The organism is Chryseolinea sp. H1M3-3 (assembly GCF_029360725.1).
In the GTDB taxonomy this organism is placed as follows: Bacteria; Bacteroidota; Bacteroidia; order Cytophagales; family Cyclobacteriaceae; genus Chryseolinea.
Genome location: NZ_JARKMY010000001.1, coordinates 1,659,272 through 1,674,803 on the forward strand (window position 1 = coordinate 1,659,272; position 15,532 = coordinate 1,674,803).

11 protein-coding genes and 2 tRNA genes are annotated in these 15,532 nt (G+C 39.4%); 12 read left to right on the forward strand and 1 reads right to left on the reverse strand.

What is annotated here, in order from left to right:
* Positions 1-55 precede the first annotated feature (55 nt).
* The 4 genes from P2W71_RS07305 (at position 56) to P2W71_RS07320 (ending at position 6,442) form a co-directional block, all read left to right on the forward strand.
* A tRNA-Lys gene (locus P2W71_RS07305) sits at positions 56-128 on the forward strand.
* Between the two features lie 21 nt (positions 129-149).
* Positions 150-224, forward strand: a tRNA-Val gene (locus P2W71_RS07310).
* Positions 225-495: 271 nt separating this feature from the next.
* Positions 496-4,500: a response regulator gene (locus P2W71_RS07315; protein WP_276368953.1), complete on the forward strand. Its 4,005-nt coding sequence runs from the start codon at positions 496-498 to the stop codon at positions 4,498-4,500.
* 88 nt (positions 4,501-4,588) lie between these two features.
* Positions 4,589-6,442 carry a PAS domain S-box protein gene (locus P2W71_RS07320; protein ID WP_276368955.1) on the forward strand — a complete coding sequence of 618 codons (1,854 nt, stop codon included), beginning with the start codon at positions 4,589-4,591 and terminating at the stop codon, positions 6,440-6,442.
* An 85-nt stretch (positions 6,443-6,527) separates the two neighbouring features.
* Here P2W71_RS07320 and P2W71_RS07325 read toward each other — a convergent pair whose 3' ends face one another.
* Complete coding sequence (locus P2W71_RS07325; RefSeq protein ID WP_276368957.1) at positions 6,528-6,908, reverse strand: hypothetical protein; 381 nt, start codon at positions 6,906-6,908, stop codon at positions 6,528-6,530.
* A gap of 131 nt (positions 6,909-7,039) precedes the next feature.
* Between P2W71_RS07325 and P2W71_RS07330 the strand changes: the two genes are divergently transcribed.
* From P2W71_RS07330 to P2W71_RS07365, 8 genes are all read left to right on the forward strand, one after another.
* The gene (locus tag P2W71_RS07330; protein ID WP_276368960.1) at positions 7,040-9,481 is read left to right on the forward strand and encodes an aminotransferase class I/II-fold pyridoxal phosphate-dependent enzyme; all 2,442 of its coding nucleotides are present in this window, start codon (positions 7,040-7,042) and stop codon (positions 9,479-9,481) included.
* 103 nt (positions 9,482-9,584) lie between these two features.
* Positions 9,585-10,496 (forward strand): glycerophosphodiester phosphodiesterase family protein, encoded by a 912-nt coding sequence (locus tag P2W71_RS07335; protein ID WP_276368962.1) that lies wholly within the window; start codon positions 9,585-9,587, stop codon positions 10,494-10,496.
* Between the two features lie 84 nt (positions 10,497-10,580).
* A complete protein-coding gene (locus P2W71_RS07340) occupies positions 10,581-11,579 on the forward strand; it encodes an adenosine kinase (protein WP_276368965.1) in 999 nt (332 codons plus the stop codon).
* A gap of 99 nt (positions 11,580-11,678) precedes the next feature.
* On the forward strand, positions 11,679-11,840 hold the full coding sequence (gene rpmH, locus P2W71_RS07345; RefSeq protein ID WP_025538858.1) for a 50S ribosomal protein L34: 162 nt from the start codon (positions 11,679-11,681) through the stop codon (positions 11,838-11,840).
* A 50-nt stretch (positions 11,841-11,890) separates the two neighbouring features.
* Positions 11,891-12,265 carry a ribonuclease P protein component gene (gene rnpA, locus P2W71_RS07350; RefSeq protein ID WP_276368970.1) on the forward strand — a complete coding sequence of 125 codons (375 nt, stop codon included), beginning with the start codon at positions 11,891-11,893 and terminating at the stop codon, positions 12,263-12,265.
* Entirely contained in the window at positions 12,246-13,895 is a 1,650-nt protein-coding gene (locus P2W71_RS07355) for a S41 family peptidase (protein WP_276368973.1), read from the forward strand. The genes rnpA and P2W71_RS07355 overlap by 20 nt, the downstream gene beginning before the upstream one ends.
* 4 nt (positions 13,896-13,899) lie before the next feature.
* On the forward strand, positions 13,900-14,586 hold the full coding sequence (tsaB, locus tag P2W71_RS07360) for a tRNA (adenosine(37)-N6)-threonylcarbamoyltransferase complex dimerization subunit type 1 TsaB (protein ID WP_276368975.1): 687 nt from the start codon (positions 13,900-13,902) through the stop codon (positions 14,584-14,586).
* A gap of 25 nt (positions 14,587-14,611) precedes the next feature.
* A complete protein-coding gene (locus P2W71_RS07365) occupies positions 14,612-15,139 on the forward strand; it encodes a DUF2480 family protein (RefSeq protein WP_276368978.1) in 528 nt (175 codons plus the stop codon).
* The last annotated feature ends 393 nt before the right edge of the window (positions 15,140-15,532 follow it).

Sequence of the window (15,532 nt, forward strand, 5' to 3'; positions counted from 1 at the left end):
ATTAGATTTGGTCACTAACCTATGAAGTGCTTACTTTGCAGCCCAATAATTTCTAGACTCCGTAGCTCAGCTGGTAGAGCAATTGACTCTTAATCAATGGGTCGAGAGTTCGAATCTCTCCGGGGTCACTTTCTTGGTTGTATTGCCAAGGGTAATTAGCTCAGTTGGTTTAGAGCACTACCTTGACAGGGTAGGGGTCACAGGTTCGAATCCTGTATTACCCACACGGCAAAGTGTAGCCCCGTCGTTTTCTTCAAGTATCACAACAAAATTTTTAGAATCTATTCACCGCAAAGAAGGCACAAAAAGCCAGCAACACTTTTCTATTATCAGATAGATTACTAGATTGAGTTGCACTGACCCCGGTACGCGATGCTTTTTCTTAGACATGTACTGGGAGTCGTTGGCGCTATTTAAGGCATAGCCGTAGCGTTAATTTCATTTTATTAAGATTGGTAGCGATCTTTATTGTTGTGTTAAACAAAGCTTGGTTGAATGAAACTTCTTAAAAACCTCTCTATTCGTAATAAGTTAGTGTTGCTCTTGGTTTTGCCTTTGGCTGGACTTCTTTATTTTCAGCAAAGATCAATCATCAACGAGTTCGACCGAAAAGAAAATAATAAACTGCGAAGTGACGATGTAACTAAAATAGATCTTATCACATCGTTAATCAATGAGATCGAGAAGGAAAGTATCCTGGGGAAAAGCATTTGGTTGAACAATCAACCTGCTAATAATGAATTGACGGACCAGCAACAGCAAACTGAAAAGGAACTTGAAGCGTTACAAAAATTTTATGCTGAAGACCCGTCTGTGGTTGAGCGGATCGAATTTCTCCAGAGTATTACCCAAAGCAGAAATTCGCCCGATTATTTTCCGCTTCATGCGCATTCCATTAATCTGAAACTAATAAACGAAGTCTCCGAAATTGCAAAATCATTTGATGATATCGAATTCAAAAACCAATTGCATGCCTTGGTAGCACTCCTATATGGAAAAGAGTACTTAGTGCAAATGCAAAATCTTTGTTTGGATCATGAACGTGAACTTCCACCGCAAACCCTTTTTATCTTTTCAGAACTGAAGGGAAAATACGAAGTAAGTGTCGATGCCTTTACTACAACTGCAGGACCCAAGATAATCGACTTTTTTGAAAATGAGTTTGTGTCTGTCCCCTCCGTTATCAGGTTGAATAAGACGTTAGACAGCATGGTGATGGCCCCAACTTCAGAAGCGACGTTGAGTCTCAGACGTGTACATCGCATGGCGAGCGATATTGCTTCTAATATTAATGCCTTAAAAAAAGTTGAGGCCTTTGTATTAGAAGAGAACAGAAATAACATCAAGCATGAAAATGAAATTATTGCGAGCAATATTTTAAGAAAAATAGTATTAACACTAAGCATTTTGCTAATCATTATCACCGTTGCAGCAATTGTTATCAAAGCCGTTGTGAATTCAGTAACAGAGATAAAAGATGCTACGGACCGGATTACTGGAGGCGATATTGATTTTGCTTTGAGCATTGATTCAAGGGATGAAATGGGAAAACTTGCCAGCTCATTCAATAAAATGGTTACTGTGTTTCAAGATTATATCCACGTTGCCAATTCCATAGGAAGGGGAGATTATAATACTGAAATAAACTTGAAAAGCAGTAAGGACTTGCTCGGCAAGGCGCTTATTAATATGCGTAACAATCTTAGTAACCTTTCCAAGGAAAAAGAGACCCGGACTTGGTTGTTGAAAGGCAATAATGAACTGAATGACAAGCTACGTGAGGAAAAAGATGTGCGAAGCCTTGCACAGGATATTATAACACAAGTTGCAACTTATCTGAACAGTCAGATAGGAGCGATTTATCTTTTTGAACATGGGCAACTCAATAGAATCGGTAGTTATGCATTAGACATAAAGACTGCTCCGGAGTCCTTTGCGATTGGTCAATCGCTTGTCGGGCAGGCGGCACTTGACCGGCGGCCAATAGTATTTAACGAGGTGCCGCATGATTATATCAAAATTCAATCTGCACTTGGCAGCGCAGTCCCTTCGCATATAATAGTTTTTCCTTTTTTGTATGTTGGAAGAGTTAAAGGTGTTATAGAGTTAGGTTCCGCCAAAGCGTTTACGGCGCTTGATGTTGAATTTTTACAATTGGTTGGAAACAGTATCGCAATAGCCTTTAATTCCTCGCAGTCCAGGTTTAAGTTAAAAGAATTATTAGAAGAAACGCAACGACAAGCAGAGGCGTTGGAATCACAACAGGAAGAGTTACGGCAGTTTAATGACGAGCTCCTCGAAAAAATAAATGCAATTGAAAAGTCGGAAGCGGAGCTCAAAGTGCAGCAAGAAGAACTTCAGCAATCAAATGCCGAATTAGAGGAGGCAGCAAGTATATTAGAAAATGAAAAACAGTCTCTTGAAAAATCAAAGGCCATTGTCGAAGCCAAGGCGCAAAATCTCGAATCTGTCAGCAGGTACAAATCAGAGTTTTTAGCCAACATGTCGCATGAATTGCGCACACCTTTAAACAGCATTTTGATTTTAACTCAGCTATTAATTGAAAACAAAAATGGAACGCTCAATGAAAAGGAAATAAAGTATGCTAATGTTATTTACAATTCAGGCAATGAATTGCTTACACTTATAAATGACATACTTGATCTATCAAAAGTTGAATCCGGAAAAATGGAACTCTCTTTGGAGGAGGTTACCATTGGTGAAATTTTTACGGATATGTCGATGATGTTTTCACAAATTGCACACAATAAATCAGTCGATTTCAAGATTGATGCTTCAACAGTTAAAGACACCGTACTTTTTACAGATAAGCTGAGACTTGAACAAATACTTAGGAACTTATTGTCTAACGCTTTTAAGTTCACACCGTCCAAGGGAGAAGTTACACTGTCGATACGGCGTCCAATATCCGGTACGTTGAACCTAAAGAAATTAGATAATATATCCGACGTGATGGCCTTTTCTGTTGTGGATACAGGCATAGGCATTCCAAAAGATAAACAGGAAATTATTTTTGAAGCCTTTAGACAGGTTGATAGCACAGACAAGCGAAAGTATGGAGGAACCGGTCTCGGTTTGTCGATATGCCGCGAGCTTTGCGAATTGTTGGGTGGAGAAATTCAGTTGACAAGTGAAGAAGGAAGGGGAAGCACATTTACATTGTTTCTCCCGGTAAATTATAAAGCCAATAAAGATCTTACTTTTAATATTTTGCCTCCGGCAAACGAAAAAAAACCGCTAGAAATTTTCAAAGAGCAGGAGGCATTCGTCGACGATGACCGACTCTCCGTTACCGAAAAGGATAGAAAAATTCTGATACTGGAAGATGACAAAGAATTTGCCCAGATCATTTTAACATTCGTACGTGATCGAAATTATAAAGGAATTATTGCGCATCAAGGTAACGTAGGTCTTAGTTATGCCCGACAGTATAAACCTGATGCAATTCTTCTAGACATGAAGCTTCCGGTAATGGATGGAGAAGAGGTAATCAAACAACTGAAGAGTGACCCCCTATTACGACATATTCCTATACAAATTATTTCGGGCTACAGTCGCAAAAAGCAGGCGATGAGACTGGGTGCCTTTGATTTTATAAAAAAGCCGGTCACGAAAGTAGATTTACAAGCAGTCTTTGAACGTCTTGAACAATTTACGAAACGCAGGTATAAGCATTTACTGATCGTGCCTAAGAATGAGGAAGAAAATAAAGCGATCTGTGATTTAATAGGCAATGGTGATGTAGAATGTTTTTCCGCATTGTCCGGAGTCGAAGCTTATGAAAGACTAGTGGAAGGGACATTCGATTGTGTTGTGCTTGATATTGAACTCGCTGATATGTCTGGAATTGAGTTGCTTGAAAAAATCAAGTTGAACGATCAATTCAATAAAATCCCAATAATTGTTTTCTCGGCAAATGATCTGACAAGAGAGCAACAGAAAAAATTAAGTACGCTGGCTAATAGTGTTATCATAAAGACTGCTTCCTCGTACGAAAGATTGCTTGATGAAACAACCCTTTTTCTTCATCGTGTTGAAACAAACTTGTCTCCCGAGAAGCAAAATATCATCCGTAAACTCCATCGTGCGGACGAAGTGTTAAAGGATAAGACCGTTTTAATTGTTGACGACGACTTTCGGAATATCTATTCCTTAACAAATGTTTTAGAAGAGGAAGGTATGCATTGTCTTACTGCCGAAAATGGTAAAGAGGCATTAGAGATATTGAACAAAAATAACAATGTCCATATTATACTCATGGATGTAATGATGCCTGAAATGGATGGGTATGAGGCAACGTTAAATATTAGAAAGTCTGGTAAATTTCCGAAGGTACCCATCATTGCTTTGACGGCGAAAGCAATGAAAGGAGATCGGGAAAAGTGTCTTGCGGTTGGTATGTCTGACTATATTACAAAACCGTTGGACATAAGTCAGCTTTTGTCGCTGATGCGGGTTTGGCTGTACAGCAAACAATGATAATGACGCCTCGATCGTTATTTAAAACTATGTTCAAATAAATTCGAATGCAAAATAGGCGATGACGAAGATGTTTAAATGATGTCCAATGGAGAACGTGAATAATAGATCCTCTACGATACTTTTGGTGGATGATCGTGATGAAAATATACTGGTGTTACAAGAGTTGTTGGAGAAAGATGGACGCAATTTTTTAAAAGCCGGCAGTGGCAACGATGCTCTTAAACTGGCACTGCGACAAGAAATTGATTTGATAATATTAGATGTCCATATGCCGGGTATGGATGGATTTGAAATTGCTCGAATATTAAAATCAAATAAACGAACCAAGGATATTCCCCTAATATTTGCAACGGCAGAAAAAAAAGAAAATAGTTTTATTGTAAAAGGGTTTGAAGAGGGTGCCATCGATTATCTCTACAAGCCGCTCGATCGCGAGATAACCAGAGCAAAAGTAGCGGTACTGCTAACGTTGCAGCATCAACGGAAGGAGCTGGTTGAAAAAAATATATCGCTGGAAAAATCTGCCCTTCTCATTAATAATTCCGCAGATATCATAGGCATTTTGGATGCCAGAGATTTTACAGTGAAAGAGGTGAATAGAGCGTGTAAACATATTTTAGGATATGCACCCGAAGAAATGCTTGACATTTCACTAAGTAAATTCATTTCAGAAGAAGGGAAAATTTTGTTAGAGCAGCAACGGGCAAAAGATCTGGAACGTTTTTCCTTCGAAACACCTGTTCTTGATAAGAAGAATAAAATGAAATGGTTACAATGGAATATTGTCAACAAAAACGATAAATGGTTTTTCAACGCAAGAGACATCAGTGAGGTAAAAAGAGTAGAAAAGATAAGAAATTCACTTGCCTCTATTGTAAAGCAGTCGAAGGATGCAACGTATATTGTCAACAGCAACGGCGATATTTTTTCATGGAATGATGGGGCGAGGCAAATTTATGGATATACAGAGACGGAAGCACTTGCCATGAAGGTGTGGCAGATTATTCCGGAAGCCTTTCAATCAGAAATGTTAGATATCATTCATTGTGCATTAAATGGTGAAAACGCTGGGTCGCACGAAACTAAACGAGTTGCCAAATCTGGAAACCTTATTGATGTTTTGGTTTACTCTTCACTTATTGTTGACTCAGATAGTGGGGAAAAATCAATTGCCATAACAGAACGTGATATTACCCACGAAAAATTAACCGGTGAACAGGTTCGTCAATTAAATCTTCATCTTCAAAAAAGTATTATTCAGTTGGAGGCCGCAAACAGCGAATTGGAATCATTTTCATATTCTGTGTCCCATGACTTACGCGCCCCGCTTAGAGCAGTGAGTGGGTTCACGCATATTTTGGAGGAGAGCTATTTACAAAATGTAGATGAGGAAGGGAAAATTGTTTTCAATACGATTCAAAGGAATGTCCGGAAAATGAGTCAACTCATAGATGACCTTCTTGATTTCGCCCGACTAGGGAGGAAAACCGTCCCCAAAGACAAAATTGAAATGGATTCCTTGGTGAAAAAGATTGTTGATGATTTAGGTTTGGATACTACGCGAAAAGCAAACTTCATTATTCACCCGTTAAGTACTGCGTTAGGTGATCAGGCTTTGCTGACACAGGTATGGATCAATTTAATCTCAAATGCGCTGAAATATTCACGCAATGTAGCGGAAGCAAGAATAGAAATTGGCTCTTATCAAACTGATGAAGAAATAGTTTTTTTCATTAGAGACAACGGAGTTGGTTTTGATATTAAATACGTGGAAAAATTGTTTGGTGTATTCCAACGCCTCCACAGTGAACGAGAATTCGAAGGCACAGGCATCGGTCTGGCTATTATCAAACGGATAATATCAAAACACGGCGGAAAAGTTTGGGCTGAAGGAAAACTGAATGAAGGCGCAACATTTTATTTTTCGTTGCCAAATTAATTATTGGCATAATAAAAACTTCTTGTCCGCAGGATTGTTTTATGATTATTGTATTGGAAGAATCGTTACTCGAATATCAATGAACTTATCCAATTAATTGGTTAAGATATTCCAATGCCTCTCGCTTGTCAGTGAACATTTTAGTAGGCGTTGTAGGCTTGTTAAGACCCAGATAAAAATTCCCTATGATCTTGGTCATTGGGGAATCAACAATAATAGCAACGCCTTTTGTATATGAAGAACCTTCTTTGGCCAAAAAATCACGAGCTTCTTTATCAGCCTTTTTCATTTCGCGTATATCGCAGTAAACAGGATAGTCAACCTGCTTCTGAAATTTTATTCTGTCTGCTACGATTTGTTTTGCGGCGTGAAGATCTAGACTGGTATTGGGTTTATACACGAAGTACACAATTCCTGCTTCTAGCCAAAATTTCGCGTATTCGTTTTCGAAGCTTGCGTTGTTCATAGTGGTTTTAAGGGGTGTCAAAATTAAGACATTTAGCGGATTTTAAATACGCGAAATGCGGAAGTAGTAAGCAAGAGTTATGTGCTCAACCGTATAAGCAAACCAACAAGCGAAACAAAAACCCTTCAGATATGGCAAAGTTTAAGCATAATGATTTTTTGGATACGGTAGATGAGGTTTTTACCGATGCAAAAAAAAGCGGCGTGTTACATCTCTATTCCGAAGACGATGCCTTTACCGGTCGCAATATTAGGATAGGCAATAGGGATCTCTATCATTTCGGAACGACTGGCTATTTGGGCTTGGAACAGGATCCTCGATTAAAAAAAGCCGCTATTCAGGCAATTGAAAATTATGGAACTCAGTTCCCGCTGTCAAAGTCCTACGTCTCGTTTGTCTTGTATAAAAGTTTAGAGGAAAGGTTGAATCAAATGTACGGGAATCCAATTGTTGTCACCAAGAACAGTACGCTTGGACATATCGGTGTTATCCCATGCGTTGTGCGCGACGAAGATGCTGTCATTATTGATCATCAGGCACATTGGAGTATGCACAATGCATGTCAATTATTAAAACCGCGGGGTATACCTGTTGAGTTGATCCGCCATAATAATCTCAATATGTTGGAGGACAAAATTAAGGAAATGCAAACCACCAAAAACAGAATATGGTACATGGCGGACGGGATTTATTCGATGTATGGTGATTGTGCTCCTATTTCGGACTTGATGTATTTGTATAATAAATACAATCAATTTCACCTATATTTTGATGACGTCCATGGCATGAGTTGGATCGGTAAAAATGGAACAGGATATGTGTTAGATCAATTAAAAACATTACCGGAACGCGTTTTACTTTTTGGTACGCTTAGTAAATCGTTTGGCGCAAGTGGTGCCGTGCTGGTGTGTGCGGATGTCGACATGCACAGGCGTATCAAGACCTTTGGGGGTCCACTGACATTCTCCGCACAACTTGAGCCCGCCTCCGTCGCGGCAGCGATAGCCTCAGCAGACATCCATCTTTCCGACGAAATATATCGCATGCAAGATGAACTTGCTGATAATATCAGTTACTTCAACTCGCTGTTAAGTCAAACCGATTTGCCATTAATTGAAAAAAATAATTGCCCAGTTTTTTATATCGGAACAGGGATGCCTGTTACAGGATACAATTTTGTTAACCGCTTAATGAACGAAGGCTTCTTTGTTAATCTCGGCATTTATCCCGGAGTACCGGTGAAAAATACTGGTGTTAGACTCACCATCTCACGCCATAACCGCCGCGCGGAAATGAAGGCTTTGGTGGAGGCGATGGTCCATCATTACCCCAAAGCATTAGAGGATACCGGAACAAATGAAAATAAAGTTCGCAGGGCGTTTCATCTTCCGCTGCAGGAGAAAGATAGTCCGGCTGAAACCCTCCCTAAAAACCTGACCATTGAACATCAGCGTTCGATATGGTCCTTAAAGAAGGAGTTCTGGAACGAATACATGGGCAAGCAAAGCGTATTTGATTGGGATGGGCTGGCGTTTTTGGAGGAAGTATTTACCATGAACGAAAAGCAAGAGCACAATTGGGCATTTCATTATTTCGTTATTAAAGACCAGCAAGGTGATCCGCTATTGATCACTTTTTTTTGTGTAGCGTTATGGAAAGATGATATGCTGGCCCCGGCTGCGGTCTCACTTCAGCTGGAAGAAAAAAGAAAGCAAAACCCTTATCATCTCACATCAAATGTAACGGGCATGGGATGTCTGTTTACAGAAGGCCAGCACTGCTTTATGAATCAAGGCCACCCTCTGTTTAATGAAGGATTAAAAATTTTATTAGATCACGTCGAAGTTTTGGATGTCAAGTTGAACACGTCGATGATCGTGCTACGGGATTTTTTACAAGACAATCCATTAAACGAGTTTTTTCACAATCACGGATTTTTGAAAGTCGATATGCCTGAAGCTTGCGTTATGGAAAATTTGAAATGGAATAATCAAGAAGAATATCTCGCCTCATTGTCAGCGCGCTCGCGTAAACACTTCAAAGCCGACATTCAGCCTTACGAAGGGTTCTATGAGATAGTTTGCAAAGGAAATCCAGCCGAGAGTGAAATCGATGTTTTTTATGAACTCTATGAAAACGTGAGAATGAAAAATCTGGACCTGAACACATTTTCATTTCCCAGAAAATTGTTCTCTAAAATGTCGGAGCACCCTCAATGGGAATTTATTATTGCTTATTTGAAACCTGAATATGATATCCGTGAGCAACGTATTCCAATCGGTGTCATGTTTTGTTACAAGAACATGGGCCATACTTATGTCCCTTCTTTTATTGGTATGGATTATAGCTATATTCAGGAATATCAAATCTACCGACAGCTTTTATACCAGACTATTAAACGCGCTCGAAGTTTAAATTTCACTAAAATTGATTTTGGAATGACGGCTGCCTTCGAAAAACGAAAAGTTGGTGCGACGATAATTCCAAAGGTAGCTTATGTACAGGCTAAGGATAATTTTACTTTGGAATTAATAGGTGGAATGCAAAACAAAATTCCAGTCAGTACGCATTAATCATTAGTTGTTAACTTTAGATGTAAGAGGTCTCGTGTTCTATTATTTGAGAATTTGAGTCGGTCATTCTTGTTGCATGAAGATGTGGACTCTATCTTTACGTATGACTTATCGACTCGTAATTATAAGTGTGCTATTTATTATGGCATCGCCCGCGTACACACAATACATTCCCAAGTTCGATGTACAAGGACACCGTGGGGCAAGAGGGTTAAGGCCTGAAAATACGATACCTGGCTTTTTGCTAGCGATTGATTCCGGTGTAACAACAATAGAATTAGACGTGGTGATTAGCAAAGACAAACAAGTACTGGTTTCGCACGAACCTTGGATATCGTCAAGCATCTGCCTGGACCCCACAGGCACTCCGTTAGAACTAAAACAGGAAAAGAAACTAAATATATACCAGCTGACTTACGATGAAGTAAAGCAGTTCGATTGTGGCTCACTTGGGAATAAAAATTTCCCGCAACAGGAAAAAATCAAAGTTTCTAAACCTTTATTGAACGATGTCATTGTTGCCGTTGAAAATCATATCAAAAGCTATGCGTCATACGAGGTGGATTATAACATCGAAATAAAAAGTACTCCTGACGGCGATAAAAAATTTCATCCTTCCGTTGAAGAATTTTCGGACCTGGTTTATAACCTGGTAGATCAGTACATTCCCCTTGAACGGCTAGTGATTCAATCTTTTGATTTCAGGGTGTTAAAATATTGGCATCATAAGTATCCGCATATACGTCTGGCGGCGTTAGTGGAAAATACTAAATCGATTGAGAGCAATCTAAATACATTAGGATTTAAACCTTCTATTTATAGTCCGCACTTTAAGCTATTATCAAAAGAAAAGGTGCGCTACCTCCATGGGCAGAAAATTAGAGTAATACCATGGACGGTCAATGAAGTTTCAGATATGCTTTCACTCAAAGGGATGGGTGTCGACGGGTTTATCACAGATTATCCGGATCGGGCAAAGAAGTACAAAATGACGCTCAACATTCAGCGACCTTAAACATCCTGAATAATCCGCGACCAAAAAATCAATGGATAGCAACAAGTCATACGATCTTGTTGTATCATTGCAAAAATTTTTTTAATGAAAAGGTACGACGTTTACGGCATTGGAAATGCCATTGTTGATATTATCACTGAAGTAGATCATGACTTTTTTGAAAACAATAATGTCGAAAAAGGGGTAATGACTTTGGTTGACGAGAAACGCCAGCTAGAGTTGATGAAAGCCATCGACATGCAGAAAAGTAAAATGACTGGCGGGGGCTCTGCAGCAAATACAGTCGTAGCCGTCAACCAGTTTGGAGGAAAGAGTTTCTATTCATTATTGGTAGCGCAAGATGATCTCGGGAAATTCTTTCTCGATGATTTGAAATATAACGGAGTAGACACAAACCTCACATTCGAGCAATGCCCTCCGGGACACACAGGCCGATGCCTTGTGATGACTTCGCCCGATGCCAACCGCACATTGAACACATTTTTAGGTGTAAGTTCATTCTTATCAAAGAATCATTTGGATGAGGAGTCTATCAAAAACTCATCCATTGTATACCTCGAGGGTTATTTAGTGGCGAGCCCTAAAGGATTAGATGCCCTAAAGGAGGCTAAAAGAATGGCAGAGCAAAGCAAGGTCGATGTTGCTTTGACCTTCTCCGACCCTAGCATGGTAAAGTACTTCTCCAAACAAATGGAAGAAATTGTAGGCGCCAGTGTCGATTTGCTTTTTTGCAACGATGAGGAGGCATTGATTTTTACAGGAACATCAACAATAAATGAAGCGCGTCAAAAACTACAGCAAGTAGCAAAAAAGTTTGTTGTCACCTTGGGCGCAAACGGGGCACTAATTTTCGACGGAGATACATTCATCAATATCGAGCCTTATAAAGTTGAAGCAATTGATACAAATGGCGCGGGGGATATGTTTTCAGGAGCATTTTTGTATGGAATCACGCACCAGCACAGTTTTGCAGAGGCCGGCAAGCTAGCTTCTCTCGCGGCGTCTAAGGTGGTTACTCAATTTGGACCGCGCCTGGAAACATCAAGGATCAAAAAGCTCCTGGTTGATCTCAGTAAGCACTAATGGCCAGGAGTCAGAAAAAAGGAGCTGGGGGTTGTAAATCCCGAAAATCCTAGGCATCTTTGCAGCCCTTTTTAAATTTTTACAGTTAATAACAACGCGATGAAACGTACATTTCAGCCCTCCCGCACAAAAAGAAAGAATAAACACGGATTTCGTGAAAGAATGGCTACTGCCAATGGACGCAGAGTGCTTGCAAACAGGAGAAAAAATGGCCGTAAAAAACTAACTGTTTCCAGCGAGAAAACGGTAAAGCATAAGTAATCTCCAGTCGGCTTTTTTGAACCCCCGACGGCGATTCATTAATTTCAACCATGGGGAAGTTTACGTTCAAAAAAGAGGAAAGACTCTATAAAGAAAAAGTTATTCAGGAACTCTTTGAAAAGGGTTCCTCTTTTTATTTATACCCTTTTAAGGTCTTTTTTTTGCAAAATCCCGAGCCTGCTTATCCGGCTCATCAGATTTTGATTTCGGTATCTAAGAAAATTTTTAAGAACGCGGTGGATCGTAATCTCATTAAAAGAAGGATTCGTGAAGCCTATCGCCTAAATAAGAGTATGCTTGTTGAGCGAAACAAGTTGCTCATTGCGTATATTTATAGTGTCAAAGAAATCTTGCCATCCGCGCAAATTCACGAAAGACTTGTAAAAACGTTCAAACGTTTGGATTATGTGGAGAAGAAAAAATAAATGGCTGGTCGTTATATTTATCTTTCTTGTTACTGCCCTTGCGTTCCGGAAACCTGCTGAAAAATATTTCGACATCGCCAAAAGCCTTGATATTTTCGCTACGCTTTTCAAAGAGGTTAATGCTTATTACGTTGACGAAGTTGAGCCACGAAAACTAATACGACATGGTATCGAGGGTATGCTCGAATCGCTGGACCCGTATACAGATTATATTCCTGAAGACGAATTGGAATCTTTTCAGATTAGCACTACAGGTCAATACGGTGGAATTGGCGCACTAATTGGAATTGTGAATAAAAGAATTGTTGTCACACACCCCTATAAAAATTTTCCAGCATATAAAGCAGGTATAAAAGTAGGTGACGAAATTATTGCTGTAAATGGTAAAAGCATTCAAGGAAAGACGCCTGCGGAAATAAGCGCTTTATTAAAAGGCGCACCAAAGACGAATTTAGAGATAAAAATTAAACGGTCGGGTACCTCTGAAACAACCACGTACCAAATAAGTCGCGAAAAAATCAGTATAACAAATCTTTCATTTTCAGGATTGGTCGAACCAGGTGTGGGCTATATCAGGCTGGATGATTTCACTCCCGGTGCGGCTCGCGAAGTTTCTGACGCCGTGATTGCCTTAAAACAAAAGGGAGCATCTAAAATTATCTTGGATCTACGGAATAATCCGGGAGGTTTGCTTCATGAGGCCGTTAACATTGTTAGTTTATTTGTTGAGAAAGGTCAAGAGGTTGTTTCAACAAAAGGCAAGGTCGAAGAATGGAATAAAACTTATAAGACACTCAATCAACCTATCGATAAAAAAATGGGAATTGTGGTTTTGGTTGGTGAAGGAAGTGCGTCGGCATCCGAGATAGTAGCGGGGGCGTTACAAGATTACGATCGTGCTGTGCTTATAGGGCAGCGGACCTTTGGCAAAGGATTAGTTCAAACAACTCGCCCGCTTGCTTATAATTCTCAACTTAAGGTAACGACCGCAAAATATTACATACCGAGTGGCCGTTGCATACAAGCTTTAGATTATACACACAGAAAGCAGGATGGCACTGTTGAAAGGATAGCTGATTCGTTAAAAGTTGAATTTAAAACAAAACGAGGTCGAAAAGTTTTTGATGGTGGCGGTCTTGATCCGGATATTAAAATCGACGATGAATATGTTGCAATAACTTCAGCCCTTATTAATGAAGGGTTGGTTTTTGATTTTGCTTCCAGGTATTGCGCAGAAAACCCGACGATTCCAGAATTGAAATCGTTTCAACTTACAGAAAAGGATTTTAATGATTTTATAATGTTTGTAAAAAATCAACAGTTCGCCTATACCACTCCATTGGAAGATGACATTGAGAAATTGATGGAGACAGCAAAGAAGGAACGTTACGATGAACTCCTGAATAGTGAGCTCAACGGGTTACTTAACAAAGTGCAGTCTAGCAAATCAAGCGATATCAAAAAATATAAACCTGAGATTATGGAGGTGTTGCGGGAACAAATCGGCTTCCATTATAACTTGTACGAAGGACAAGCCGAAGTTTCTTTGCAACATGACGCCGCGATTTTAGAAGGTCGAAAAATCCTTAAGGATTCTGTAACGTACAACAAATTACTTTCCGTTAATTAATCAGATGGCGCTGATTGCAAGTATCGAAACTTCGACCTCTGTTTGTTCAGTAGCCCTACATGATGATGGTAAATTAATTTCCGTTGTCGAAGTCCATCAAGAGTTTTCTCATGCATCAAAATTGGGGTTGCTCGTTGATCAAGTATTAAACCTAGCTGATTTGAAAATAGAGGAAATTAGGGCAGTCGCTGTTTCTTCGGGGCCAGGCTCTTATACGGGGTTGCGTATTGGCACATCGTTAGCAAAAGGATTATGCTACGCACGGAACATTCCTTTAATTGCTGTCCCTACATTACACATATTAACGGCCAAAGTCAGTCATATCAATTTTTCTGATTCTTTTCTTTGCCCAATGATTGATGCCAGGCGCATGGAAGTCTATTGTCAAGTAATGGATTTTAATTTAAATGAGATTGAGCCTGTTAAACCGATAATTATTGATGAAAAAAGTTTTGAAAAATATTTATCAATTAAGCCAGTGATTTTTTTTGGTAATGGTTCAATGAAGTGTCGTGATGTGCTAAATCAGTCAAACGCAAAATTTTTGTCTGATATACATCCGTCAGCCGTCCAACTTGGTTCATTAGCTTTCGAAAAATTTAGGAGGCACGAAACAGAAGATGTAGATCTTTTCGTGCCATATTATTTAAAGGAGTTTTATACTAAACAATCTTTAGAAAAGGTGAACTAAATCATTTAGTAGGTTTGTTAGCACTATGTCATTGCAAGAACAAGGTCAAATAATAAATAAGGTCGCGAACAGTTCGTTGATCACTTTCGACCTGGAAGTTTATTACCAACCAGGTGAGCGAATTCAATTCGATATTAAAGATCAGCTTTACCAAGGATTGGTTTTGCGTGAAAAAGATTTTAGGGATTTTATAAAAAATCACGATTGGTCTTTTTACCAGGGTAAGTTCGTTGCAATCACGTGTTCGGTTGATGCGATTGTTCCCACTTGGGCTTACATGCTTCTGACGATTGCTTTACAGCCGTTCGCCAGAAAAGTTGTATTTGGAAGTCTGGAGGATTTGGAATTAGAGAACTACAGAAATGCGCTTTCAAAAATTAATTGGGCATCGTTTATAGATGCCAAAGTGGTTGTGAAGGGATGTAGTAAGGTTGAAGTTCCTGTGGCGATTTATGTTGAGGTCGTCAATCAGCTGAGACCATATGTTAATAGTTTAATGTTTGGTGAACCATGCAGTACCGTTCCACTGTTTAAGAGGCTTAAGGCTGAATAATTTATAAACGTTTAGAAATTCTTAAAAAATTCTGAACAGCTGGAACCTTTCGCAATAAATTTTGATTAGAGCTTTTTGGGAGTAAAAACTTATTAAAAAAGTTTTTGCAGATTATTGGGAAGTGAGGACAATTCGATTACCTTTGCACTCCCAATTTGAAAACACGCTCACTGAATCGGGAGGATTCGGTGTCTAGCAAGGGAGATTCAAACATAAATTTTGATAAGAATCACAAGTAACTATGAGGTATTGAAAAACCCGTAGTTGACACGTTCATTGAATGGATGGAAATTGATAGCGGACCTGCGGGGAATTGTCAGTGATGGCAAGACTCTGCGATTGATTCTTTTGAGAGATAAAACTTGAAAGAGGAATGAAAAGAATAACGAGTCC

Coding starts and splice junctions, on each gene's coding strand:
- tsaB (WP_276368975.1), top strand. CDS start 13,900: ATGGCGCTGATTGCAAGTATCGAAACTTCGACCTCTGTTTGTTCAGTA.
- P2W71_RS07325 (WP_276368957.1), bottom strand. CDS start 6,908: ATGAACAACGCAAGCTTCGAAAACGAATACGCGAAATTTTGGCTAGAA.
- P2W71_RS07320 (WP_276368955.1), top strand. CDS start 4,589: ATGGAGAACGTGAATAATAGATCCTCTACGATACTTTTGGTGGATGAT.
- P2W71_RS07365 (WP_276368978.1), top strand. CDS start 14,612: ATGTCATTGCAAGAACAAGGTCAAATAATAAATAAGGTCGCGAACAGT.
- P2W71_RS07355 (WP_276368973.1), top strand. CDS start 12,246: ATGTGGAGAAGAAAAAATAAATGGCTGGTCGTTATATTTATCTTTCTT.
- P2W71_RS07340 (WP_276368965.1), top strand. CDS start 10,581: ATGAAAAGGTACGACGTTTACGGCATTGGAAATGCCATTGTTGATATT.
- P2W71_RS07315 (WP_276368953.1), top strand. CDS start 496: ATGAAACTTCTTAAAAACCTCTCTATTCGTAATAAGTTAGTGTTGCTC.
- P2W71_RS07335 (WP_276368962.1), top strand. CDS start 9,585: ATGACTTATCGACTCGTAATTATAAGTGTGCTATTTATTATGGCATCG.
- rnpA (WP_276368970.1), top strand. CDS start 11,891: ATGGGGAAGTTTACGTTCAAAAAAGAGGAAAGACTCTATAAAGAAAAA.
- P2W71_RS07330 (WP_276368960.1), top strand. CDS start 7,040: ATGGCAAAGTTTAAGCATAATGATTTTTTGGATACGGTAGATGAGGTT.
- rpmH (WP_025538858.1), top strand. CDS start 11,679: ATGAAACGTACATTTCAGCCCTCCCGCACAAAAAGAAAGAATAAACAC.